The 25,041-nt window shown below is 52.7% G+C and carries 17 protein-coding genes; 3 read left to right on the top strand and 14 right to left on the bottom strand.

Going from position 1 to position 25,041, the window contains the following annotated elements:
- Window positions 1-69 precede the first annotated feature (69 nt).
- Both IDSA_RS09985 and tadA read left to right on the top strand, forming a co-directional pair.
- Complete coding sequence (locus tag IDSA_RS09985) at window positions 70-3,279, top strand: TonB-dependent receptor (RefSeq protein ID WP_034776426.1); 3,210 nt, start codon at window positions 70-72, stop codon at window positions 3,277-3,279.
- Window positions 3,280-3,410: 131 nt separating this feature from the next.
- Window positions 3,411-3,857 carry a tRNA adenosine(34) deaminase TadA gene (tadA, locus tag IDSA_RS09980; protein ID WP_084694104.1) on the top strand — a complete coding sequence of 149 codons (447 nt, stop codon included), beginning with the start codon at window positions 3,411-3,413 and terminating at the stop codon, window positions 3,855-3,857.
- A 3-nt stretch (window positions 3,858-3,860) separates the two neighbouring features.
- Here tadA and purL read toward each other — a convergent pair whose 3' ends face one another.
- The 4 genes from purL to guaB form a co-directional block, all read right to left on the bottom strand.
- Window positions 3,861-7,757, bottom strand: a complete 3,897-nt coding sequence (gene purL / locus IDSA_RS09975) for a phosphoribosylformylglycinamidine synthase (RefSeq protein ID WP_034776425.1) — start codon at window positions 7,755-7,757, stop codon at window positions 3,861-3,863.
- Window positions 7,758-7,976: 219 nt separating this feature from the next.
- Window positions 7,977-9,383: a membrane-bound lytic murein transglycosylase MltF gene (gene mltF, locus IDSA_RS09970; protein WP_034776424.1), complete on the bottom strand. Its 1,407-nt coding sequence runs from the start codon at window positions 9,381-9,383 to the stop codon at window positions 7,977-7,979.
- A 5-nt stretch (window positions 9,384-9,388) separates the two neighbouring features.
- Window positions 9,389-10,963 carry a glutamine-hydrolyzing GMP synthase gene (gene guaA / locus IDSA_RS09965; protein ID WP_034776423.1) on the bottom strand — a complete coding sequence of 525 codons (1,575 nt, stop codon included), beginning with the start codon at window positions 10,961-10,963 and terminating at the stop codon, window positions 9,389-9,391.
- Between the two features lie 6 nt (window positions 10,964-10,969).
- Entirely contained in the window at window positions 10,970-12,439 is a 1,470-nt protein-coding gene (guaB, locus tag IDSA_RS09960; RefSeq protein WP_034776422.1) for an IMP dehydrogenase, read from the bottom strand.
- A gap of 98 nt (window positions 12,440-12,537) precedes the next feature.
- Here guaB and xseA point away from each other — a divergent pair, with 98 nt between their 5' ends.
- Window positions 12,538-13,863 carry an exodeoxyribonuclease VII large subunit gene (gene xseA / locus IDSA_RS09955; RefSeq protein WP_034776421.1) on the top strand — a complete coding sequence of 442 codons (1,326 nt, stop codon included), beginning with the start codon at window positions 12,538-12,540 and terminating at the stop codon, window positions 13,861-13,863.
- Here the strand turns inward: xseA and IDSA_RS09950 are convergent.
- The 10 genes from IDSA_RS09950 to IDSA_RS09905 form a co-directional block, all read right to left on the bottom strand.
- Window positions 13,860-14,789, bottom strand: a complete 930-nt coding sequence (locus IDSA_RS09950; protein ID WP_034776420.1) for an AEC family transporter — start codon at window positions 14,787-14,789, stop codon at window positions 13,860-13,862. The genes xseA and IDSA_RS09950 overlap by 4 nt on opposite strands.
- Before the next feature lie 53 nt (window positions 14,790-14,842).
- On the bottom strand, window positions 14,843-15,781 hold the full coding sequence (locus IDSA_RS09945; protein ID WP_034776501.1) for a porin: 939 nt from the start codon (window positions 15,779-15,781) through the stop codon (window positions 14,843-14,845).
- Window positions 15,782-15,947: 166 nt separating this feature from the next.
- Window positions 15,948-17,207 (bottom strand): tetratricopeptide repeat protein, encoded by a 1,260-nt coding sequence (locus IDSA_RS09940; RefSeq protein WP_051986225.1) that lies wholly within the window; start codon window positions 17,205-17,207, stop codon window positions 15,948-15,950.
- A gap of 2 nt (window positions 17,208-17,209) precedes the next feature.
- Window positions 17,210-17,818 carry an energy transducer TonB gene (locus IDSA_RS09935; protein WP_034776419.1) on the bottom strand — a complete coding sequence of 203 codons (609 nt, stop codon included), beginning with the start codon at window positions 17,816-17,818 and terminating at the stop codon, window positions 17,210-17,212.
- The gene (locus tag IDSA_RS09930; RefSeq protein WP_034776418.1) at window positions 17,818-18,228 is read right to left on the bottom strand and encodes an ExbD/TolR family protein; all 411 of its coding nucleotides are present in this window, start codon (window positions 18,226-18,228) and stop codon (window positions 17,818-17,820) included. Before IDSA_RS09930 ends, IDSA_RS09935 begins: the two co-directional genes overlap by 1 nt.
- An 18-nt stretch (window positions 18,229-18,246) precedes the next feature.
- A complete protein-coding gene (locus IDSA_RS09925; protein WP_034776416.1) occupies window positions 18,247-18,774 on the bottom strand; it encodes a MotA/TolQ/ExbB proton channel family protein in 528 nt (175 codons plus the stop codon).
- Window positions 18,774-20,132: a MotA/TolQ/ExbB proton channel family protein gene (locus IDSA_RS09920; protein WP_034776415.1), complete on the bottom strand. Its 1,359-nt coding sequence runs from the start codon at window positions 20,130-20,132 to the stop codon at window positions 18,774-18,776. The genes IDSA_RS09925 and IDSA_RS09920 overlap by 1 nt, the downstream gene beginning before the upstream one ends.
- A gap of 4 nt (window positions 20,133-20,136) precedes the next feature.
- Window positions 20,137-20,913, bottom strand: a complete 777-nt coding sequence (locus IDSA_RS09915) for a DUF3450 domain-containing protein (RefSeq protein WP_034776414.1) — start codon at window positions 20,911-20,913, stop codon at window positions 20,137-20,139.
- A 90-nt stretch (window positions 20,914-21,003) separates the two neighbouring features.
- Window positions 21,004-22,269 (bottom strand): mechanosensitive ion channel family protein, encoded by a 1,266-nt coding sequence (locus IDSA_RS09910; RefSeq protein WP_034776413.1) that lies wholly within the window; start codon window positions 22,267-22,269, stop codon window positions 21,004-21,006.
- Between the two features lie 142 nt (window positions 22,270-22,411).
- On the bottom strand, window positions 22,412-25,024 hold the full coding sequence (locus tag IDSA_RS09905; protein ID WP_034776412.1) for a TonB-dependent receptor domain-containing protein: 2,613 nt from the start codon (window positions 25,022-25,024) through the stop codon (window positions 22,412-22,414).
- Window positions 25,025-25,041 lie beyond the last annotated feature (17 nt).

Here is a 25,041-nt window from a genome sequence, read left to right as displayed (position 1 = left end):
CAAGGTTGCTTCTAGCGGTATGACCTTGGCTCGATTTTTATTACAACCCACTAACACCAGGAAATAAAGATGAGTACAACTATGCGATTTTCCCGCTTAGCAAGCGTCATTGCTATTACTCTTGGCTTAGCCTCGACAACAGCAATAGCCCAGGAAACTTCCTCTTCAATGCGTGGTGTGATTACCGGTCCACAAGGTAATCCAGCCGCTAACACCAAAATCATCATTGTGCACCAACCAACCGGAACTGTTAGTGAAATGCACACTAATGAAGACGGTGCCTTTTCAGCGAAAGGTTTACGGGTCGGCGGCCCTTACCAGATCACGTTAGACTCTGATCAGTTTCGTGATGCGGTGTTGCAGGATATTTATTTAGATCTGGGCGAGACGTACCGCCTTAACCGTCAGCTTGAAAGTGATGTGATGGAACGTATCGTCGTATCTGGCGCAGCTATTAGCGTTGAGAGCGCTGGAGCATCCAGCAATTACGGTGAACAAACCATCGAGAATATGCCTTCACTGAATCGAGACCTGAAAGACATCGCGCGCCTTAACCCGTTAGTAACGGTTAGCGGCGACGGCCAGATGACTATTGCCGGTGGCGATCCCCGTACCAACAGCATTAATGTCGACGGTATCGGCCAGAACGATGATTTCGGTCTGAACTATGGTGGTTACCCAACTCAGCAAGCACCTATTTCACTCAGCGCGATCGCACAAATCTCTGTAGACGCCGCGCCTTTCTCAGTGAAAAAAGGTGACTTCTCTGGTGGTACTATTAACGCTGTTACTAAATCAGGTACCAATGAGTTCGAAGGTGAAGTTTTCTACGAACTTTCAACGCCTGATATGAAAGGTAAAGTGCAGGACTTACGCTTAAACTATCGCGACCTTGACGACGATGGCTATCGTACCTACAGCACAGAAGAAATTGAGTCGATTCAGGAAATATCCACTTTAGGATTATCTTTCGGTGGCCCCGTTATTGAAGATACTCTGTTCTTCTTTACCAGCTATGAAGAATGGACCCGTACCCTTGATCTTGAGTATGGCTTTGATGGCAGTGGTGCTGCCAACGAATTCTACATCACAGAACAAGAATTCGATGACTTCATGGACGTACTTGGCGGCTACGGTATTTCCGACAGCTTAGGTGGCGACCCGGAAGATAAAGATCGCAAATGGCTGACCAAACTTAGCTGGAACGTCAGTAACAATCATCGTTTTGACTTAACCTACCAGTGGCAGGACAACGCGGAAGAGCGTAATTATGCAACGGGTGGGGCGACTGTAAGCCTGAACTCACGTCGTTACATCTATCACACGCGCATGAATAATGTCAGCGCGCGTTTGTATAGTGACTGGTCCGCTAATTTGATCACCGAAATTGGCGTCACCTATAAAGATGTTGAGACTGACTCGATCACCAATTCTGGGCTTGGCCAAATTGACGTCGATTTGTATAACCGCGGACCAACCGTAGAATTTGGTACAGATCGTTACCGTCACGCCAACGCTATCAGAAATGACAACCTGACTCTGCACGTTGATGCAACCTACTTAATGGGTGAGCATGAAATTGAGTTTGGTATACAACACGAGCAACTCAGCCTTTACAACAAATTTGTTCCGGATTCACGCGGAACATGGGGCTTTGGTTCACTTGACGATTTCGAAGCCGGTATCGTTGATTCAGACTGGAGAGGCAACTACTCCTTTATGTATCAGAATGCCTACACCAACAACCCAGAAGATGCAGCTTATGAAGTCGATCGCTCGACGCTAGCGCTTTACGTGGGCGACACTTTTTATGCTACCCCGGATTTAGAAGTAAATGCGGGCCTGCGTTACGAGCGTATCAGTTCTGATGACACCCCTACGCTGAACCAGAACTTCCTGGATACCTATGGTTATAGCAATCAGGAAAACCTTGACGGTCTTGACATCATATTACCGCGTATTAGCTTCACTTATTTCACCGACAGCAGCCTGGTAGTTCGCGGCGGAATCGGACGCTTCTACGGTGGTTTGCCGAACGTCTGGTATACCAACCCGTTCACCAAAGACGGTATAACCCTGGTACAAGCACCACAAAACGCTGTTAACGATTATTTTAATGGCCGCACCGGTGTTGATTTCACGCGCGTACCGCAAGAAATTAAAGATACTCTGGAACAGGGCAATGGCAGCACCAACTACACCGATCCTAACTTTGAGTTGCCGAGTGACTGGCGCGCCCAGTTAGCCTTCGAGTATGACCTGTCGATTCCTTACCTGGGTGAAGACTACAGTGCGACAACGTCGTTTATTTATAAGCGCATTGACGATCAGGTAGTCTGGTACAATACCGCAATCCAGCCTGTTGGTACCGCAGCAGATGGCGAGCGGATCATTTATGAACAAATTTATACCGGCGATCGTGAGCAAAACTACGATATCATGCTGACCAATTCTCCAGGTTCAGGAAATAACTTTATTTTCTCGCAGTCGCTGGCGAAGGAATGGGACAACGGTATCCGTTTCACTGGTAGCTACACCTATCAGAACCTGGAAGAAAATGGTTCAGGCTCTTCTTCACAAGCACATAGTAACTATCGTCACTATGTAGCGAAGAGTCGTAACCAGGCCTTCAACGCCACTGGCAACTTTGAAATCGAGCACAGCCTGAAGCTTACCCTTGGCTATGCGACTCAATTCTTCAGTGGTTACGATACGCGCTTTAACCTGTATTTTGAGCGCCGTTCAGGTCGTCCGTTCAGTTACGTTATGGGTATGTTCCGTGATGGTGACTTTGGTGACACTGCCTTTGAGAGCTTCTATACGCAGTCAGCTTATTTGCCATATATTCCATCTGGTGCTGATGACACCAACGTAGATTGGGATCAATCAATCAGCTGGGACGAAGTGCAGATGTTGCTTGATAACGCCGGTATTGCTTACGGCGGAGAAGGCTACATTCTGGATCGCAACACCCATAATCAACCATGGGTAACCGAGCTTGACCTAAGTATCCAGCAGGAGCTTCCGGGCTTTATGCCAGGCCACAAAGGTACGCTTTACTTCACTATCGACAACTTCGCTAACCTGTTGAACGATGACTGGGGCATCGAGCGCCGTTTACGTTTCCCGCAGGTAGCGTTGTATGACTTCGGTGGCTTGAATGACGAAGGTAAATACATCATTGAGCCGGCATTCAATGGTTATTACCCGAACAACTTCGATACGGTTGACTTCAGTTCAGCCTGGACTGTGAAAGTGGGTGTTCGCTACCAGTTCTAAAAAGTTAGTTTGGAAAAGTGCAAAAATTGACAAAAGCCCTCGCATCGCGGGGGCTTTTTTTTACCCGCCGTTTGCCATTTCGTTTTACACTAGGCACATTGCAATCGGTTAATGCGTCACAAGGATGCACTATGGATCATGAAGTTTATATGCGCCGGGCGCTGGAGTTAGCGCAACTGGCCGAAGCCCACGGAGAAGTCCCCGTCGGTGCAGTAGTAGTTCATAACGATGAAATTATTGGTGAGGGCTTTAACCAGGTGATCGGTTTACACGACCCTTCAGCCCATGCCGAGTCGCTTGCGATAAGGGCGGCTGGACAGCGGCTGCAGAATTACCGGCTGGTTGGTTCAACGCTCTATGTGACGCTGGAACCTTGCGCTATGTGTTCGGGTCTGATCACCCACGCCAGAGTGAAGACGCTGGTCTACGGTGCCCCGGACCCGCGCACAGGCGCAACCGGAACGGCCATAACCGTGCTTAATCACGGCAGCATGAATCATAAAGTGGAAGTGGTTTCAGGCGTGCTGGAGGCTGAAAGCGCCGCGCTGCTGAAAGCTTTCTTCAGAGCGCGACGCTAAGTGCTAACCTAAGTAAACCCGGGCGTTACGGAACATCCGCATCCATGGACTGTCTTCGTTCCAGTCATCCGGATGCCAGCTGTTGGCAACGGTACGGAACACCCGCTCCGGATGCGGCATCATAATAGATACCCGCCCGTCAGGCGTGGTCAGGCCGGTAATGCCTTCCGGTGAGCCATTCGGATTCGCCGGATATTTAGTAGCAACCTGACCGCGATTATCCACATAACGCATGGTAACGAGATTTTGCTGCTGTGCCTGTTCCAGGTTGTTGCCCTTAAACTCGGCGCGGCCTTCACCGTGGGATACGGCTATGGGCATACGGGAGCCCGCCATACCTGAGAAGAACAGTGAGTCACTCTTCTGTATTTCAACCAGACTGAAGCGCGCTTCAAAACGCTCTGAACGGTTGGTCACAAAGTGTGGCCAAAGCTCGGCGCCAGGAATCAGCTCTTTCAGGTTCGACAACATCTGACAGCCGTTACAAACACCAAGCGCAAAGGTCTTCTGGCGTTCAAAAAACGCACTGAACTCATCGCGTGCCCGGCTGTTGAACAGGATCGATTTCGCCCAACCTTCACCAGCACCTAATACGTCACCGTACGAGAAGCCACCGCAGGCAACCAGACCGTTAAATTTATCCAGCGACGTGCGGCCGCTGAGAATGTCACTCATGTGCACGTCGATTGCGGCAAATCCGGCGCGATCAAAAGCCGCTGCCATTTCTACATGAGAGTTCACACCCTGCTCACGCAATACTGCAATGACCGGATCCCGGCCTGTATTGATGTAAGGCGCGGCCACATCTTCGTTAACGTCAAAAGTCAGTTCTGCCGACAAGCCCGGATCATCCAGCTTGCGCTTGGCTTCAAATTCTTCATCAGCACAAGCAGGGTTATCGCGTAGACGCTGCATCTGATCCGTAGTCTCCGCCCAGATCGCGCGGTAGTGACTACGCATGTGCGACAGCACTTCTTCATCGCGACGGGTAAAGCGGACAACATCTTCACGTACCGGACGGCCAATGGTATGAACGCAGTGTTCAAGACCTGCTTCAGCATACGCTTTTTCAACGCTTTCCAGATCTTCATCAGCGACCTGGATAACGGCGCCCAGCTCCTCGCTGAACAGCACCGCCAGATCGTCATCGCCCAGATTGTCGAGTTCAACTTCAACGCCACAATGACCAGCAAATGCCATCTCGGCCACGGTGACAAATAAGCCACCATCGGACCGGTCATGGTAGGCGATCAGTTTTTTATCGCGTACCAGCTTTTGGGTTGCAGTAAAGAATCCGGCCAATAACTCAGCCTTGTCTACGTCCGGAGTCTGTTCGCCAAGCTGCCGGTATACCTGCGCCAGAGCAGAGCCGCCCAGGCGATTCTGACCGGCACCAAGGTCAATCAGTAGCAGCTTACTCGGGCCTTTATCGGTCCGTAACTGCGGCGTTAATGTGCGGCGCACATCGCGAACCCGGCCAAAGGCGGTAATCACCAGGCTCAATGGTGAGGTCACCGCTTTGTCGCCGTCAGCATCCTGCCAGCGCGTTTTCATCGACATGGAGTCTTTTCCGACCGGAATGGTAATCCCCAGGGCTGGACATAATTCTTCGCCTACCGCTTTTACTGCCTCATACAGACCGGCGTCTTCACCGGGGTGGCCGGCCGCAGCCATCCAGTTCGCCGACAACTTCACATGTTTGAGGTCGCCAATATCAGCGGCGGCGATGTTGGTCAGTGCTTCACCAACCGCCATCCGCCCGGAGGCGGCAAAATTAAGTAAGGCCAGCGGGGTACGCTCGCCCAATGCCATCGCTTCACCGGCGTAACTGTCATAGCTCGCCGCAGTGACCGCGACATCAGCAACCGGGATCTGCCAGGGCCCGACCATTTGATCGCGCGCCACCAGGCCAGTTACCGTACGATCACCAATAGTAATCAGGAAGGTTTTCTCAGCAACGGCCGGCAGTCGCAATAAGCGCTTTGCCGCTTCACTGAGCTTGATGCCTTCGCGGTTCAGCGGTTCACCTGCCGCTTGCTTTGACTGCACATCACGATGCATTTTGGGTGGTTTACCAAGCAGCACATCCAGCGGCAGATCGATCGGCTTATTATCAAAATGACTATCCGATACCGCTAAATGTTCTTCTTCAATGGCTTCACCGATCACCGCAAAAGGAGCACGCTCACGTTCACAGATCTTTTCAAAAATCTCCATGCGATCGGTAGCAATGGCCATTACATAGCGTTCCTGGGATTCGTTACACCAAATCTCCAGCGGTGACATGCCCGGCTCATCATTAGGGATCTTGCGCAGTTCAAATTTACCGCCACGGCCACCATCACTGACCAGCTCCGGCATCGCATTAGAAAGTCCGCCCGCGCCTACATCGTGAATGAAGGCAATAGGGTTCTTGTCACCAAGCTGCCAGCAACGATCGATCACTTCCTGGCAACGGCGTTCCATTTCCGGGTTTTCCCGTTGTACCGAGGCAAAATCCAGATCTTCGGTTGAAGTTCCTGAGGCCATCGATGACGCCGCACCGCCGCCCAGACCTATATTCATCGCCGGACCGCCTAATACCACCAGCTTCGCGCCGACCGGGATCTCGCCTTTCTCAACGTGACTCTCACGGATATTGCCAAGGCCACCTGCCAGCATAATAGGTTTATGATAACCACGGATCTCTTCGCCGTTATGGCTGTTGACCCGCTCTTCATAAGTACGGAAATAACCGGTCAGCGCCGGCCGCCCGAACTCGTTATTAAAGGCAGCGCCGCCTAAGGGCCCGTCGAGCATGATGTCGAGCGCGGTAACGATGCGATCCGGTTTACCAAAATCTTCTTCCCATGGCTGTTCAAAGCCAGGGATCCGCAGGTTCGATACGCTGAAACCGACCAAACCAGCCTTGGGTTTAGCACCACGGCCAGTCGCACCTTCGTCGCGGATCTCGCCGCCGGAGCCGGTTGCTGCACCAGGATAGGGCGAAATAGCGGTTGGATGGTTGTGGGTTTCAACCTTCATCAGAATATGCACGGGCTCGTGGAAATAGCTGTATTCACCCGCCGCCGGAGCACCGGCAGGATACGGATAGAAACGGCCCGCTTCTGAGCCTGTCATGACCGCGGCGTTATCTTTATAAGCCGACAGCACATGGTCAGGCGTTACTTCATAGGTGTTCTTAATCATCTTGAACAGCGACTTCAGCTGCTCTTCACCGTCAATGGTCCAGTCGGCGTTGAAAATTTTATGACGACAGTGCTCGGAGTTCGCCTGCGCAAACATATAGAGTTCAATGTCGTTGGGATTGCGCTTAAGGGCCGAAAAATTATCGTACAAATAGTCGATTTCGTCGTCGGCCAGCGCCAGTCCCATCTCAATGTTGGCGCGCTGCAATGCTTCGCGGCCACCAGCAAGGATATCTATACTTTGCATTGTTGCCGGTTCAGATTCTTTAAACAGAACCTCTGCGGCCGACATTTCAGTAAGCACCATCTCGGTCATGCGATCATGCAGCAAGGCTTTTGCCTGCTCCAGTTGTGCCGCATTCAGATCGCCGCTCAGGTAATAAGCCAGGCCTCGTTCTATCCGATCGATTTGCTGCAGACCGCAGTTGTGTGCAATGTCAGTGGCTTTGGATGACCAGGGAGAAATTGTCCCCTGCCGCGGCACCACTACCAGCAGTTCGCCTTCAGGTAAATGCTGCGCCAGGGCGGGGCCATAGGTCAGGAGCTTCTTAAGGATGGTCTGCGCTTCGTCGTCGAGCTTTTCGTTAACGTCGACAAAGTGCATGTATTCAGCGTAAATGTCGGTGACCGGCAGGTCAGCCTGTTGCAGGCGTTGTAACAGTTTTTCCGTACGGAATGCTGATAAAGCCGGGGCGCCGCGTAAAATCTCCACAGATCATTCTCCAGAGTTGGGAGCTCTATAAGTTGGTGGCTATTATAATCAGAAACAGCAGTCGGGGCTACCAGCGCAGGCCAGACTTTACCAGTTGATTTCAGTCTTCGTCCTGCACCAGCCGGAACCATTTCTGCCGACGCTCGGTTTGCAGATGTCGCCGCTTACGAAGCCAGGCGCGACGGCGCTCTTTTGAGACCAGACGTTTCATTTTTCGCATCACGGCTCCTCATCGCCGCTGCCATCAGCTGGCAGCGTAATTTCAAGTGGCTGAGCCGGTATGCGGCCCCGTTCATCCAACCACACCAAAGTATCATAATAGCGGCGAATATTACCCACATAACGAACGGGTTCATCGCCCCGGGCAAACCCATAACGGGTTTGGCGGTAATATTTCTTCTGTCTCAGTAAAGGTAGTCGTTTTCTGACATCTATCCAGCGATCGGGGTCGGCCCCCTGCCGCTCGGTCAGAACCCGCGCGTCTTCAAGGTGGCCCAGGCCGATATTGTATGCGGCCAGCGCAAACCAGATGCTGTCGGGCTCAGGAATGCGGGCCGGAATGCGGTTCAGCATCTGTTCAAAATAACGGGCGCCGCCACGAATACTTTCATCGGGATCAAGCCGGCTCTCCACCCCCATAGCGGCAGCCGTAGGCAGGGTCAGCATCATCATGCCACGTACGCCGGTGGGCGACAGCGCCTGCGGATCCCACAGGCTTTCCTGGTAACTGATTGCCGCCAGCAAGCGCCAGTCCAGCGTACCTGCATGCTCCTGAAATAACGAGCGATAAATCGGCAGCTTGTTTTCAACTGCATGAATAAAGAGGCTGGTATCAACGTAGTTAAAATTGCTTACATGACCAAAGTGACGATCGATAAGTTGTTCGAGCTGGCCATCACTGCGCAGTTCGCCAAAAAAGTCGATAACTTCGCTGTACAGTGAACCATCACGACCCGGGGCCAGCATCCAGCCAATATCCAGATTTTCCCGAACGGTGAAGGCAACACTGAGATCCGGGTAGTAACGCCGATGAATGTCGAGGATATTACTATCGGCAATGGTGAAGGCAATTTCGCCCTCAACCACTTGCCGCAGTAGTTCACTGGTATCCTGCTCGTCCGTGGCCCGCCACTTAAGATCGGGGTATTCGGCGCGATGAGTCAACAACCAGTCGTGATGACTGCTGCCGGCAACCACCACCAGTTCGCCATCAAGTTCCTCTAACGAGCGGGGACGGTCGCGGGAGCCCTGGCGAAAAACCACCCGTTGGGCAATCTCCTGGTACGGCGGCCCGAAGCGGTACAATTCATCGCGTCGTGGGGTGCGATCAAGTCCGGCCGCAACCAGATCCACGTCGCCCTGGCTCAGCAAGGTAAATAAAGAACCTATGCTGTAACGCGGCACCATGACCAGTTCTACGCCGAGCTGTTCAGCGAAGGTGGCAGCGAGGACGTATTCAAGCCCGGCTTCAGATTCCCGGCCATGATAGTAAGTTGTTGGCCCTACCAGAGTGCCCACGCGCAGCGCGCCACGCTGCTGAATAGAATCAAGATGGTTGGGTTGTGGCTCGGGCGCGCAACCAGCCAGCGCAGCAATCACTGCGAAGAGGCTAAGCCAGCGCGCCACTCAGGCTATTCCCATTCAATAGTGGCAGGCGGCTTGCCGGAAATGTCATAAACCACACGCGAGATGCCATCGATTTCATTGATGATCCGGTTTGATACTTTTTCCAGAAGCTCATAAGGCAAGTGTGCCCAGCGAGCCGTCATGAAGTCAATGGTTTCGACCGCACGCAGGGCAATTACCCAATCGTATTTGCGGGCATCGCCCATAACACCGACCGAACGCACCGGCAGAAATACCGCGAAAGCCTGGCTCACTTCATGATACAGGCCTGCCGCGCGCAGTTCACTGATGAAGATATGATCGGCCCGACGCAGTAAATCGCAGTACTCTTTTTTGACTTCAGCCAGCACCCGAACGCCCAGACCAGGGCCAGGGAAAGGATGCCGGTATAACATGTCATACGGCAGGCCAAGTTCCAGGCCAATTTTGCGTACTTCGTCTTTAAAGAGTTCGCGCAGCGGCTCAACCAGCTTGAGTTTCATATCAGCCGGCAAGCCACCAACATTGTGGTGCGACTTGATGACATGGGCTTTACCGGTTTTTGAACCGGCCGATTCAATCACATCAGGGTAAATGGTGCCCTGCGCCAGCCAGCTGACATCAGTAATACGGCTGGCTTCTTCGTCAAAGATATCGACAAACACGCCGCCAATAATTTTGCGTTTAGCTTCCGGCTCAGGCTCACCGGCCAAAGCATCCAGGAAACGATCTTCAGCAGCCACATGCACAATGTTCAGGCCGTAATGATCGCCAAACATTTCCAATACCTGTTCAGCTTCGTTCAGTCGCAACAGGCCGTTATCAACAAATACGCAGGTGAGCTGATCACCAATGGCGCGATGCAGCAGCATGGCGGTAACCGAGCTGTCGACACCGCCTGAAAGCCCGAGGACCACCCGATCGGAACCAACCTGCTCACGAATGCGCTCAACCGCGTCTTCAATAATTTGCGCCGGGGTCCAGTTGGTGACACACCCGCAAATCTCGACCACAAAATGCTCAAGAATACGCATGCCCTGACGGGTATGGGTGACTTCCGGATGGAACTGCACGCCATAGAAATGGCGCTGTTCATCCGCCATAGCCGCAACCGGACAGGTTGGGGTTTGCGCCACAATGGTAAAACCTTCCGGCTCGGCAATAACTTTATCGCCATGGCTCATCCACACATCCAGCACCGGATTGCCGTTGGCGTTGATGCTATCTTCGATATTATGGAATAGCGGCGAATCAACAATGCGTTCAACCTGGGCATAGCCGAATTCACGTTCCAGTGAGCCTTGTACCTTGCCACCGAGCTGCGCCGCCATGGTCTGCATGCCGTAGCACACACCAAATACCGGCACGCCTGCTTTAAAGACATACTCAGGCGCTCGTGGTGAACCTTCTAAAGTAACTGACTCAGGACCACCTGACAGGATAATCCCGTTCGGGTTAAAGTCTTTTATATCCTGTTCATCAACATCCCAGGCCCAGAGTTCGCAGTACACGCCAATTTCACGAATACGACGGGCGATGAGTTGGGTATATTGTGAACCAAAATCTAAAATCAGTATGCGATGTGCATGAATATCTTGCATGTCGGCTTAGCCCATCCGGTAATTAGGTGCTTCTTTGGTAATTTGCACGTCGTGTACATGGGATTCACCCATGCCCGCCGCGGTGACTTTGACGAACTGTGGCTTGGTGCGCATTTCTTTAATGGTCGCGCAGCCCGTTAAGCCCATGGCTGAACGCAATCCGCCCATCTGCTGGTGAATAATTGCCGCCACCGGCCCTTTATAGGCAACCCGGCCCTCAATACCTTCTGGTACCAGCTTGTCGGCTTCGTTGGTGGCCTGAAAATAACGGTCAGACGAGCCGTGGCGCTGATTCATCGCGCCCAGGCTGCCCATGCCGCGGTAGGATTTATAATAACGGCCCTGGTACAGCTCAACCTCACCAGGGGACTCTTCGGTACCGGCCAGCATGCTGCCAACCATCACACAATCCGCACCAGCGGCAATGGCTTTGGCGATGTCGCCCGAGAAGCGGATACCACCGTCGGCAATAACCGGAATGTTGGTGCCTTTTAATGCATCAACGGCATCGCTTATTGCGGTAATCTGCGGTACACCACAACCTGTGACAATGCGGGTCGTACAGATAGAGCCCGGGCCGATTCCCACTTTAACGGCATCGACGCCAGCGTCAGCAAGCGCTTTGGCGCCGGCGCCGGTGGCAACGTTGCCGGCAATGATTTGTAAATCAGGATAATTTTTGCGAGCCCACATCACGCGGTCCAGTACCCCTTGTGAATGGCCATGAGAGGTATCAATCAGCAATACATCAACCCCGGCTTCCACCAGTGCATCAATGCGTTCATCAGTGCCGGGACCAACACCTACTGCAGCACCAACCCGCAGCCGGCCCAACTCGTCTTTACAGGCGTTGGGTTTATTTTCAGCTTTGGTGAAATCTTTCAGGGTGATCATGCCACGCAGGTGGAAATTGTCATCCACCACCAGTATCTTCTCAATACGGTGCTCGTGCATCAGTCCGAGGATCTCTTCACTACCAGCGTTTTCTTTTACGGTGATAAGGCGATCTTTCGCCGTCATCAGGCTACTGACCTGCTTGCTGTCATCGCGCTCAGCGCGTGTGTCACGGCCGGTAATAATGCCAACCAGTTCGCCGTTGGACTCAACCACCGGGAAGCCGTGGAAGCCGTGTTCCATTGCCAGGCCGCGAATTTCGCCAAGGGTGGTCTGCGGCGACACCGTTACCGGGTCAGAGACCACGCCACTTTCGTATTTTTTTACCCGTCGAACGTGAGCTGCTTGCTCAGCGATGGTCATATTTTTATGTATGAAACCGAGGCCGCCTTCCTGGGCCAGAGCAATCGCAGAATTCGCTTCGGTGACCGTGTCCATGGCCGCCGACACCATCGGGATATTTAGCTCAATAGTCCGCGTCAGACGGGTTTTTAAATCCGCAGTATGGGGCAAAACGGTAGAGTGACCGGGGACGAGCAGAACGTCATCAAAGGTAAGGGCTTCTTGGGCAATTCGTAGCATGGCAACATCTCACTGACTGGCTTTATGTTGCGGGCAGATTTTACTCCTAAACGGCTTTTCAGTAAACTGATTTTTTACTTTTCCACAGGGTCAGCGAAATGCAGCAACCGCATGTTTTTAGTGTGGCCTCGCTTAATGCCGAGGTACGCCAGGTTCTGGAGCAAGGCTTTGGCTCAATCTGGCTGGTTGGCGAAATTTCAAACTTCGCCGCGCCAGGCTCTGGTCACTGGTATTTCACCCTCAAAGATGAGCGGGCGCAAATCAAAGCAGCCATGTTCCGCAATGCCAATCAGCGGGTAAAAATTCGGCCACAGCACGGCATGCAGGTTTTGGTGCGGGCCAAACTGACGGTGTATGAGCCCCGCGGCGACTACCAGCTGATTATCGAGCACATGGAAGATGCCGGCGCGGGCTTGCTTCAGCAGCGCTACGAGCAGCTCAAGCAGAAGCTGCAACTGGCCGGGCTGTTTGACCCGGCCCTCAAACAACCGCTACCGGAAAACATTCGCAAAGTCGGGGTGATCACATCACCAACGGGTGCCGCTGTGCGCGACATCCTGGCCGTACTCAAACGGCGGGACCCGGCTATCGAAGTGGTGATTTACCCCAGTTCGGTGCAGGGGCAAAGCGCCACCGGCGAGCTGCTCAATATGTTGCAACGGGCAATTACCCGCAATGAAGTGGATGTGCTGATCCTGGCTCGTGGTGGCGGCTCGCTGGAAGACCTCTGGTGCTTCAACGACGAGCAGCTCGCCTATGCACTGCATAGCTGTCCGCTGCCTACCATCAGTGCCGTTGGTCATGAAACAGACTTTACTATCTGTGACTATGTCGCAGACGTACGGGCGCCAACCCCATCAGCGGCGGCTGAACTCATCAGCCGCGATCAGCGGGAAAATCTGCAGCGCATCAGTCATTTAGAACACCGGCTGAATCAACTGTGGCTGCGCCAGCAGCGGCAACTGCAACAACGTCTTGGTTATATCCAGGGCCGGCTGCAGCAACAGGATCCGCAGCGACAATTACAGCAAAACGGCCAGCGCCTGGACGAGTTGCAATTGCGCATTGAAGGGGCGATGAAACGGATCATCGACCAGCGCAACCGCTTGCAGGCTCATCAACAGCAGCGCCTGCTCACTATCCATCCACAACGCCGCTTACCCATAGCCCGGCAGCAACTGAGTCAGGTCAGACAACGGCTTCAACAGGCCATCATCAATCTGGTTAAAGATCAGCGCCAGCGCTATCGTGCCGCCAGTCAGGAGTTGCATCTGGTGAGCCCGTTACAAACGATTGAGCGGGGCTATGCGGTGGTGCAGACGGAGGACGGTAAAGTGATCCGTGACCCGGCCCAACTTAATAGTGGCCAGGAATTTAGTGTACGGGTCGCCAAAGGCGAGTTTGTCGCGAAAAAATCTGGTTAGGCGCCGCTTAACCACTGCAGCAGCCAGTACCATAACGGCAGCGTAATAAAACAGCTGATCACGCCGTATCCCACGATAGCCGCCGACAATGTCGGCGCTAACCCAGCCATAATGGCCAGCGCGCCAGCGGAAATCATCGCAGGCATAGCGGCCTCCAGAATGGTGACCTGAACCACCAGCTGGTCGATCCCGAAGCCATACAAAATACCGAGCGCGACCAGCGGTGTAAGCACTAACTTAATCAGTAGCGCAAAATACAAAGGCTTACGATCTTCCTGCGGCAACCGCAGTTTCAGCTGAAAACCAACCGCAACCATAATCACCGGTACCAGCGTCACCGCCAGCGAATCAATAAAGTTATCCAGCAGTGTAGGATAATCCACTGCCCGCAATGCCAGCGCTAACAGCAAGGCGATGAACGGCGGAAACCGGACAATACGCATAGCCAGGGCTTTTGCCGAGGGCTTCGCGGTTTGCCCGCCCGGATCATGTGAGTAAACAGCGGCGACAATACTGGCATAGATCGACAAAATCAAAAATGAACCGAGCTGATCGTACAGCAGCGCATAGGGAATGCCGTCAGCACCAAAAAAAGCTTCAATCATCGGAAAACCGACAAAGGAGGTATTGCCCAGTGGCACCACGATTAACATGGCGCCGGTCGTGGTCCGCGACCAGTTATAACGACAGGCTAACCAGAGAATAACCGGGATAGTCAGGAACAGCAGCAGCCATGGCGTCAGCGCCGGTACCAGCAATTCTGAAGACAGTTCGAGTAAGGGGATTTTTTGAAGAATAACCGCGGGCAAGGCTACGTAAATCACGTAGGCATTAAGTACCTGTCCGGTATTCTGGGGAAACTGCCGGCTACGCTGCAGTAGCAAGCCAATAACTAAGTAGCCGGCAATCAGGAAAAAATTCGCCATATTTCATCTGTTTTATGAAGTATGGCGATAGTCTACTCTGTTCGTATTAAGACTTAAAACTTATGTTCCAGGCCGATTGCGAAGTAGCGCTGTTCAACGTCGATGTTGTCCAGATCACGACCGGTGTACCAGCCAAATACCTTGGTATTTTTGCCCAGTTTGTAGTCCACACCGGCAGCGATGGAGTTCTCGTCGCCATCGGTAAAGTCCATCATCTGGTACTGAACTTTATAGGTGAAGTTACCCACCGGATGCTTCGCGCTTACCACGTAGCCATCCGCTTCGGCGGTACCGTCAACGCGTTCCTGTTGCTGGTACATCAGGCCTACCACGGTCTTTTCAAACCGGGTGGAGGCAACGAAGCGCTCGCTGTCGTAACCCTGCACTTCTGAATCCATGGCCGCGCCAAGATAGAAGTTGGTACGTTTTAAATCGTCATCACCATAAGTGACGGCCAGTGAAACACCGTCATCGACCATGTCGTCTTCGCTCAGGATATAGCTGGCCGCAACACGGAACTCATTAAAACCAGGCGAGTAATAAGAAACCGTGTTTTTGGTCCGGTTCTCACCGGCGAAAATGGCCTTAATATCACCCTCGTAGTCACTAAACAGATCGATGTTGCCCTGCAGGGTTTTCAGCACGGTATCGCGGCGACCCATAGTGATTTCACCGAAGTTACCACGCAAGCCAACATATTGGTTACGCGGGCTCAGGTTGTCACTACCACCAAGATCATCAACATCTACCTGCCATTCAAGCTGATAGATAGCTTCAATATATGAATTAAGCTGAGCGCCGCCCTTGATCCCTACCCGGGAGGCATTACTGACCAGCTCACCTTCACTACCATCCCCATCATCACTGCTCTGCAGGGACAGGTTCAGCTTTCCGTAAAAATCAAACGAAAAGGTTTCGTCTTCAGCTGCGCCAGCTGTAGCGGTAAATGCCAGGGCGGAAACCGCCAGCGGAATAAATAAAGTTTTAGTCATAAAAGCTGCCATAATGTTGCCATCCGATTATCAGGTTCGAGTCGGTAAGAGATGAATTCACCAACTATAGGCGATCCCCTCTATGGCTGCGTATGTTATGTCAGAAATATGACAATTTCATGACTAAATGAACTTTTTTATGCTTTTTTATGACGCTCGCATGACGCTAAGATGACGCTTTAAGGTCAGCCAGGCGTTCAGCTTGCTCCTGCTCGGCTTCTGCGTAGCGATGCCACTGCGCCGCTGGCTTCTTCACATCATCGAATTCCTGCGCCCGGCTGAATGCCTGTAGTGCCTCGTTGAAGTTTTCCTGGTTCAGTTCTGCCATGCCGATTAACAGATACATAGTGCCAGGCTGTTTCAGGCCACCTTTTTTCAGTGCCGTGCGCGCCGCTTCAGCTGCTTCGTCATTGCGATCCGCACTAAGCAATACCTGGGCCCGCTGCGCATCAAGTTCGCCGTCATCACTGAATTCGGCCGCCCTGGCTAAAGCCACGACAGCTTCGTCAATCTCCCGCGCGGCGACCCAGCTTTGGGCAAGCATTTTTAAAGCGCGCGGGGTGGCGGTTACCTGTTCGTTGGCCAAGGCTTTTTCTAACACCAGTGCCGCCTGATAAGGCACATCACTGAAAAAATAGCTTTCTGCGAGGCTCATAATATCCTGCTCGCGGGTCAGATAGCCTTGCTGATGAGCCGCCGCCAGCACCGCCAACTGCTTTTTACTCTCGCCAAGCTGACCATAAACGCCGGCTAGCTGGGTCCAGTATTCTGGTTTATTGAAGTAACCGACCATTTTTTCGAGTAAATCGGCAATCTTTTGGGTCTGGCCCAGTTCAAAATAGATGGCGCGCTGCAATACATACCAGTTTTCGTCGGCTATCTGCTGCTGCGCTTCAACTTGCTTAATAGCTTCTGAGATGGCGCTCAGCGCGGGCTGATACTGCTCGCTCTGATACAAGGCCTGCGCTTTTAGCAGCAGTGCCTTACTCTGCTGTTCATCACCTGCCAGCTGTTGCCACTGGTCCAGATAGCTCAGCACCGCCTGATAGTCGCCCTGCCCCAGCGCCAGCTGCGCCAGGCTATAAAGGGTATTCTGGCGCAGTGAGTTTGGGATCGGATCTTCTGCCACAACCCGCGCGAAATAATCGACCGCCTTGTCGATATTATCCTGGCTGTAATGCATAAAGCCGTAGAAGTTCCAGAGCATGGCACGTTCGTAGCTGTTCATACTGCCGAGCTTGCTCTCAACATTATTGAGCGCCTTCAGGCCCGCCTGAACATCGCCGTTATCGGCCAGCTCCTGCGCCAGCGCCAGCTGACTGTAAACCTGCTCGCGTAACGCAGGCGTGCGCTTGGTATCCTGCGCCAGCAGATCGCTTTGCATGCCCAGAGCCAGCATCAGTACCAGTAAAATTCGTACTATCATGGTCAGTCTCCCATCTCAAACGTCATACGGTTCCGTACGCCTTCTACTTCAACCGGCTCGCCGTCTATTACCCGCGGCTTATATTTGAACTTCAGTACCGCATCCATGGCTGCCTGATTAAAAATACCTTCTGGCTCGGCCTCTACCACCCGTGGGTCGCGCACGGTACCACTGCGGGTGACAGTGAATTCGACTACCACATAGCCTTCGATACCCCGCTGCATGGCACGCCGGGGATAAACCGCCTGCACTTTGACGATCGGCAGGTATTCACCGTCACTGGTATCAAGGCCTAAGCCACCGCTTAACTGGCTGTCTGCAGAAACCTGTGTGCTGAAGTCGAATCCGCTGTCAGTCTGTTCGGCATCCACAGAGTCCATTTGCGGTTGCGGTAAGTCAGGGGGCGGCTGTTCCGGCTCTGGCGGACGCGGCGGCTTACGTTCTTTTTCCTGTACCGATTCGTCCGGCTTGATGCGGACAAAATCAAGTACACTCCCTCGCGGCGGTTCGGATACCGCCCCCTCACCGCCAGTAATCAGCGACTGCATCAGGTAAAACAGCCCCAGAGTCACTAACAGCGCAAGCAGTAAAGCGGCCAGAAAACGCATCATCAGCTGCCTTCCTCGGTGGCGATGGAAACGTCATAGACGCCGGCAGCACGGGCTGCGTCCATCACCTTGATTAAGGTGTCGGTGGTTGCTTTACGGTCGGCCTGGATGACCACTGAACCCTGCGGGTTCTCGGCATAGAGGCGGGCAATGTTCGCCTGTACCGCACGGGCATCAACCTGGCGTTTATTGATCCAGATTTCACCCTTAGCACTGATGGCAACCAGAATGTTAGCGCGGTCCTTCTGCACCGCCGTTGCCGCTTCGGGCCGGTTTACGTCTATGCCGGACTCTTTAACAAAGCTGGCCGTAACGATAAAGAAGATCAGCATAATAAACACCACATCCAGCATGGGGGTCATATCGATCTGCGCATCTTCTTCTTCGATTAAATTAGCAAAATGTTGTTTCATATCGGGTAACCGCCTCGGTTAATGTTCAAGCAACATGCGATCTTCAAGTTTCATCCGTTCACGACGAGAAGCCCGTTGCAGCCAGGTTGCCGCAAATACACCAGACAAGGCACCAACCATTCCTGCCATAGTCGGTATGGTCGCTTTCGACACCCCGGCCGCCATTGAACGCACGTTGCCGGTGCCTGATATGGCCATCACATCAAACACCTCAATCATGCCTGTTACTGTGCCCATCAGACCCAGTAGCGGGCATAACGCAACCAGCGCCTGCAATACCGGCAAGTTGCCGCGCAGCGCCAGATAAACCCGTGAAATCATGGCCGAACGAATCTGCTCAGCCTGCCAGGAAGATTTATCCTCGCGTTCACGCCAGCTGGCCAGTGCCTGCTTCTTGCGTTGCTGATGACCACGCAGGTAGTAGAACATGCGCTCCAGAATCATCAGCCACATCGCAAAAATCAGTACACCGATAATCAAAAGCACCTGCCCACCGCTCTCGATGAAGTCCTGAATGGCGCCGTAAATATCAAGTAACCACACGATTAGTGTCCTCGCTCAGAACGCTCCGCAATGATTCCTGATGCCTGTTCCTGCAGGATGTGCACCAGATTTTTGCTACGCGTATGCAAAGTAGCGAATAACAATGTCATCGGAATCGCGACCACCAGACCCAGCACGGTCGTGACCAGTGCTTGCGAGATACCGCCGGCCATCAGTTTCGGGTCACCGGTACCGAATAAGGTAATCGCCTGGAAGGTGTTAATCATGCCGGTCACGGTTCCAAGCAGACCCATTAATGGGGCCACTACGGAGATAATCTTAATGAAAGTCAGATTGCGGGTAATTGCCGGAACCTCCCGCAAAATCGCTTCGCTGAGCTTAAGCTCCAGCGTTTCGGTATCGGCATTCGGGTACTTATCCTGCACCAGCATGACGCGGCCAAGAGGGTTGTCTTCCCGCGCCTGATCCTGCTTCAGCTGTTTGGATACTTTGCTGTTGATCCGGGTCAGGGTGATATAGCGTTCCAGCGCGATCAGCAGGCCAATCGCACCAAGCACCAGCACGATATAGCCAACGGTGCCGCCCTGATCGATGCGCTCCCATAAATCCGGCGCCTGCACCAGTAAGCCAAGAATCGCGCCGCCAGTAGGATCAAGCCCGAACCGGACATGGCCAGTTTCGGTTTGTTGCAACGTTTCAGCAGTGTCCTGATAGCGTCCGGCAGGCTGACGAATCAGTTCGGCTACGGTAGCAGTGCCTGGTACCAGCTCAAGGTAGCTGCCGTCAGCAACCATATTGAAGGTCCCTACACGGACCACCTCACGTTGTGCCTGTTCACCATCAGCCAGGGTAACCTGGGTGGTAAACTCTGTGACCTTGCCCGACTCTGTCATTTCCTGCAGCAAAGCCAGCCACACCGACTCAATATCAGCAATAGAAGCCAGCCGCGAAGCGGAACTCATTTTCTCTGCCAGCGCCTCAAGCTTCTCGATGCGGCCCGGATACTCAACCGAGATAAAAGAACTGGCGAGCTTACTGCTGGTATCGGCGGTAACCTGCTGTAACACACCGAAGAGTTCGCGCAGCGAGCCCATCCGCTGGGTCAGCGTATCCGTCAGCCCCGCCAGCGCGATTTCATTTTGTTCAAACCGGGTTTCCAGTTGCTCGCTGAGTTGCTCCAGACGGTTCCGCTCGGCAATAGCCTCCCGCAACAGACGCTCCTGATCGGCAGCCTGCTCCCGGAAGCGCTGCTCGCGCTCTTTGTTTTCCTGCGACTGCTCAAACTGGCCCTGCTGCAACTGGCGTAACAGCTGATCCACGTTAATAGGTTCCTGCGGTGCAGCTTGTGCGGTGGATATAGCCAGCGCCGCTGCGATCATTAAACAGTTAAGTAGTTTCATGAATTCAGACTCCTGAACCAGATTGCGGGGCGGGTACGGGTAGCATCAGCAGATCCGGCGCCAGTTGTTTGCGCGCGATGCGAATGGCTTCGCGAACATCAGACGCGTAACTCTGGTCAAGCTCCTGCCATTGCTGTTGCTGTTGATCCCAAAGGCCCATCTGGCTGCCGTCGCGGGTTTTATAAATCAGTGTCAGCCGGCCGATGCGCAGAAACTCAACGTCTTGTGGTTGTCCGTTTACTGTCATGCTGCCGTTGTACGCCTCAATATTGCGGCCGTAGTCGGCTTCAATCTGGAAGGCTTCCATAACCCGGCGGAACTTCTCCGATACGTCCACATTGGCGCGTTCCATCAGTTGTTCCAGTGAGGCCAGACGCTCTGCCCGTTCTTGCGGTAAAAACGGCACATCCAGTTCAATAAACTTATCCAGGCTGTTAATCATGCGCAGCATAAGCGGTGTAATCTGCCGCTCAATGACGCTGACCTCATCAATAGAAGCGTTCAGTTCGGCTTTTTCACGGTTCTGATTATCGGTTTGTTTCTGCAACTGAGCGGTATAAACCTCCAGCCCCTCAATCTGGCGGCTGATTTGTTTATATTGCTGAATGCGCTCTTGGGTAGAATCCGCGATGGTTTCAACCCGGATCTGGGAGTTTTTGGCTTGGGTATTAATCTCAGCAGCGGCATCAACTACTGGTTTCAGAAGGGGATCCTGACCAAATCCTGCCGGACTATAGAGCAGGGTCAGCGAGAGTAGAGTGGAAACAGCGAAAAGCCGCATGACAGCACCTTACACAATGTTGGTAAATGATGCTGCGTACAATACGACGATTATGTGACAGCTTGGTGACCGTCACATGTCAGTTATATGTCAGTTAGTTAGGGTGTCGTCGGTGCTTTTAAGCTGGCGGGTCATCTCACGCATGTCCAGACCACTGGGGTGCTGGAATACGCGCAGGCCAAACTCGGGCAAAATTGACAGTAAATGGTCAAAAATATCCGACTGGACGCCTTCATATTCGGCCCAGACCACCGTATTGGTGAAACAGTACACCTCCAGCGGCAGACCATCCGCGGTAGGTTCCAGCTGGCGAACCATCAGAGTCATTTCCTGATGAATGCGGGGGTGATTACTCAAGTATTCCCTGATATAAGCACGGAATGAGCCTATGTTCGAGATTCTCCTGGTATTAACCGGCTCCTTGCCCGCTTCTTCCAGTTGCTGATTCCACTTATCTATTTCTTCCTGTTTGTCGTTCAGGTAGCTCCTTAACAGGCGAAAGCGATACAGGGCTTTGCGCTCCTCTTCACTCAGAAAGTGAACGCTTTGCTGATCCAGCCACAGACTGCGTTTTATCCGTCTGCCGCCTGACTGCTGCATACCGCGCCAGTTCTTAAACGAATCTGAAATAAAGCGCTTGGTCGGAATAAAAGTGATGGTTTTATCCCAGTTCTGAACTTTGACTGTATGCAGCGCGATATCGACAACGTCACCGTCAGCATTCAGGTTCGGCATTTCGATCCAGTCGCCGACCCGGATAATATCGTGTGAAGAAATCTGGATACTGGCAACCAGCGACAGCAAGGTGTCCTGGAATACCAGCATAAGTACTGCTGCCATCGCGCCCAGTCCCGACAACAGAATCACCGGGGAGCGATCGATCAGCGCTGCAATCACCAGAATTGCCGTAATGACATAGATGGCGATTTTCACCACCTGTATATAGCCTTTTATCGGCCGTTCATGAGAATCCGGCCGCCGTTCATAAATGGCATTAATAACCGTGAGCACGCCACTCAGTCCGCGGGCTACGGTAACCACGATGAACGCCTTACAGACATTATTAACAACAATGATGACTTCTTCGGCGAGGTGTGGCACTGAAGCAATGCCATAAGCAATGACCAGCGCAGGTACCACATTGGCAAAACGCGCAACGATATTGCGCTCGATCATTTTTACGTCAGGCCCGGCAGGCGTATACGTCAGCGCTGTAAGCACACCGCGGAGCAGGATCTTTTTGACAATAAAATTAGCCAGCCATGATCCTACCAGCAACAATGCCAGGTAAGTTACGGTTTCAATATCGGGATGCTGTTGCAGCCAGCTCTGTAGCGCGTCAAACTCTTCCTGCATGACAGTCCTATCAGGGTTAGTGTCGGTAAATTTCGAAACGTAAACCATAAATTAGCACTTCAGCGCCACAAAAAATAGTAACGGGAGCGTCAAAGCTCCCGTTACTGCACTCTTACTAATGCCAGCGATACGCCGGTTCAGCTTAAAATGAATAGCTATATTCCAGGCTCACTGATGTGCCAACGGTCTGCTTCTGAATGACCTGACCATTCTGCATAATCTCAGTGTCTTCACCCAACAGGTTCTGCACTTTTAGCCGCAACTTTGAATTAAAGTCAGGATACCAGGTGTAAATTGCATCCAGACTATGAAACGGCTGCTCAAAGGCATCATCAATTCCGCGGCCGCCAAATACCGAACCGGCGAAGGCGATGCGTTCACCAAACACGTTGTAGACCAGCGCCGCGCTATGTTCACCATCAAGGGTGTCATAGCCCAGTTGGGTATTAATCACGTATTTTGAATGACCGGTCATGCGCCGTTCGTTGTTGGTCAGTTCAACCCCACCGGTGTTCTGAATCGTTATCTCTGAATCAGACAGTGTCAGGTTACCGTTAACAAATAAGCCATCGGTGACCATGGTCAGATCTTTCAGAAACTCGAATTCAAGACCGTAAACATGGCCCGTATCGCCGTTTAAGAAGGTGATGACCCGGTCCGAATCTGTTGCTTTTGCTTCAACCGACTCAATCGGGTTAGTCAGGTCTTTGTAAAACGCACCCAGCGACCAGTTGTCACCAGCCGGACCGTACCATTCCCAACGTGCATCAAAGCTTTGTACGTCGGTACTGATCAGATTCGGGTTGCCCCGTACCTTGTCACTGGTCAGCGGGTCGATAAACACAACTTCGGTTATTTCACGCAAGTCCGGACGCACCGTACTTTTGCCATAGGTCAACCGTAACTGTGTGGTGTCATCAACAAAGTAGGTAAGGCCCGCACCACCAAACCAGTCATCTTCGCGGCGCGTGGTATTTTCGATGGCGCCAATAATAGTGCTGGTTGCCAGGTCAATCTGCGCCGATACCTGTGAGTACTGCTCCCAGCGCGCGCCAGCATTAAGCCGCCACTTACTGGTGGTATAGTCGAATAAACCATAGCCAGCTTCAATTTGCTGCGCGGCCAGGTAGTTGGGATCGGTCAGGGTTGGCGCGCCATACACCTGCAGATTATTATCCGGGTCATTAACGCTATCGGGGCCAAAGAGTTCGGAAAACTCCGTATTGGTCAGTTCACTTAACGGCGTGCTTTCGGTGCTGAAACCAAAACGGCGACCATAAGACTCCCGCGCCTTACGCATCACTTCACCACCGGCTTGTAACAATAACTCATTACCGTCCAGGTAAAATGGCAGTTCGATATCAGCGCCGTAGTTTTCTACCTGATCTTCCAGATCCTGGAATTCCAGTACGGCGGCGTTCCGTGAGCGCTGATAGTTCAGGTTTTGTGGCTGCTCGCCAATGTCCGCGTCGGCACCCTGACGGGTAAAGACATTACCCGGCGCATCGCGGCGCGAGGTGGCATCGGTATACTGCCAGTCGATGGCGATATTATGCAGCTCCGGGAACAAATGGGAGCCACGAAGCTGGTGGGAAAGCAATTCCCGCTCTTCGTAACGGATGTCCGTATCAAAAAATGACAGGTTTTCCTCACCTATGGTATCGATAGTTTCCGTAATACCGCGCTGAATCCGATCCTGGGTATCGCGCAGGAAAATAGACGAGGTTTCCAGCTTATGATTGTTGCCGAACTCGAGGCCGGTATTAAACATACCGCTGAGTTCTACCGAATGGGTGGAGATCTGTGACTCGCTGCGATACTGATTTACCAGGTTCTCGCCGGAGAAACCTAACACCCGGCGCTCCTGATCAGAGTTTCGGGTGGCGCGATCATAGTCAACGGCACCAAGAAAGCCAAAGGTCCAGTCATCCGCCAGAACAAACTGATTGCCATAACTAACTGAGCCTTTGATATCAGGCGAAACACTTTCAGTATAAACATCGTAATCCGTATTCATCGTATTCATGAGATCACGGTTGATGAGTCGCGCCTGGTCCGTCGAAATTTCTTCATAGCGTGCGATATCGGTAAAGTTCACCGAGCCGTAGGTAGCCAGCGCCTGCAAAAATGGCTGTGCCAGGGCCCGCTGATCATCACTTCCCAGCCAGTCATTGGAGTCGCCATAGGCCAGCGCGTCAGAACTGCTCTCTGAGTTCCAGCCGGTACCAATCTGAATTTCAAACGCTTCCTCTTCGGGCAGCGACTTAGTGCGAATATCGACATTACCGCCACCAAAGTGGGCAGGCTTGTCAGCCGAATAGGATTTCTGTACTTCCAGGCTTTCAATGATACTGGCCGGAAACATATCCAGCGGAATAACATTACGGGTAGGGTCAGGTGAAGGAACCTGGGCACCGTTCAGCTGTGTGCTTGAATAGCGCTCGCCAAGGCCACGGATATAAATAAACTTACCATCAACCAGAGTTAGGCCGGTCACCCGACGCAGTGCCGCGGCGGCGTCACTGTCACCAGTGCGGGAAATCTGTTCAGCGCCAAGAATGTCGGCAACAAATGCTTGCTCCTTGCGTTCTTCCACTACCGCAGCTGCTGATCCCTGCAGCCGGGTCCCGGTTGTGACAACCTCTTCGATGGTTTCGGTGGCTTCCTGCTCCTGAGCAAGAGCCATCTGCCCGGACAAGGCTAAGGCGATAGCGAGTCCTAGCTTATGCTTTGTAATAATAGGCGTTCTTTTCATTTGGCTTGCTCCACCAG

Source organism: Pseudidiomarina salinarum, assembly GCF_000753715.1.
GTDB classification, from domain to species: Bacteria; Pseudomonadota; Gammaproteobacteria; order Enterobacterales; family Alteromonadaceae; genus Pseudidiomarina; species Pseudidiomarina salinarum.
The sequence above is the reverse complement of the archived record's forward strand: the minus strand, read 5'-3'. Positions and strand labels throughout refer to the sequence as shown.

Bases quoted from the DNA above. Each gene is read 5' to 3' on its own strand.
- IDSA_RS09905 (WP_034776412.1), bottom strand. From the start codon at position 25,024: ATGAAAAGAACGCCTATTATTACAAAGCATAAGCTAGGACTCGCTATC.
- IDSA_RS09910 (WP_034776413.1), bottom strand. From the start codon at position 22,269: ATGCAGGAAGAGTTTGACGCGCTACAGAGCTGGCTGCAACAGCATCCC.
- IDSA_RS09985 (WP_034776426.1), top strand. From the start codon at position 70: ATGAGTACAACTATGCGATTTTCCCGCTTAGCAAGCGTCATTGCTATT.
- tadA (WP_084694104.1), top strand. From the start codon at position 3,411: ATGGATCATGAAGTTTATATGCGCCGGGCGCTGGAGTTAGCGCAACTG.
- IDSA_RS09945 (WP_034776501.1), bottom strand. From the start codon at position 15,781: ATGACTAAAACTTTATTTATTCCGCTGGCGGTTTCCGCCCTGGCATTT.
- IDSA_RS09920 (WP_034776415.1), bottom strand. From the start codon at position 20,132: ATGAAACTACTTAACTGTTTAATGATCGCAGCGGCGCTGGCTATATCC.
- IDSA_RS09915 (WP_034776414.1), bottom strand. From the start codon at position 20,913: ATGCGGCTTTTCGCTGTTTCCACTCTACTCTCGCTGACCCTGCTCTAT.
- IDSA_RS09950 (WP_034776420.1), bottom strand. From the start codon at position 14,789: ATGGCGAATTTTTTCCTGATTGCCGGCTACTTAGTTATTGGCTTGCTA.
- IDSA_RS09940 (WP_051986225.1), bottom strand. From the start codon at position 17,207: ATGATAGTACGAATTTTACTGGTACTGATGCTGGCTCTGGGCATGCAA.
- IDSA_RS09930 (WP_034776418.1), bottom strand. From the start codon at position 18,228: ATGAAACAACATTTTGCTAATTTAATCGAAGAAGAAGATGCGCAGATC.
- guaB (WP_034776422.1), bottom strand. From the start codon at position 12,439: ATGCTACGAATTGCCCAAGAAGCCCTTACCTTTGATGACGTTCTGCTC.
- xseA (WP_034776421.1), top strand. From the start codon at position 12,538: ATGCAGCAACCGCATGTTTTTAGTGTGGCCTCGCTTAATGCCGAGGTA.
- IDSA_RS09935 (WP_034776419.1), bottom strand. From the start codon at position 17,818: ATGATGCGTTTTCTGGCCGCTTTACTGCTTGCGCTGTTAGTGACTCTG.
- guaA (WP_034776423.1), bottom strand. From the start codon at position 10,963: ATGCAAGATATTCATGCACATCGCATACTGATTTTAGATTTTGGTTCA.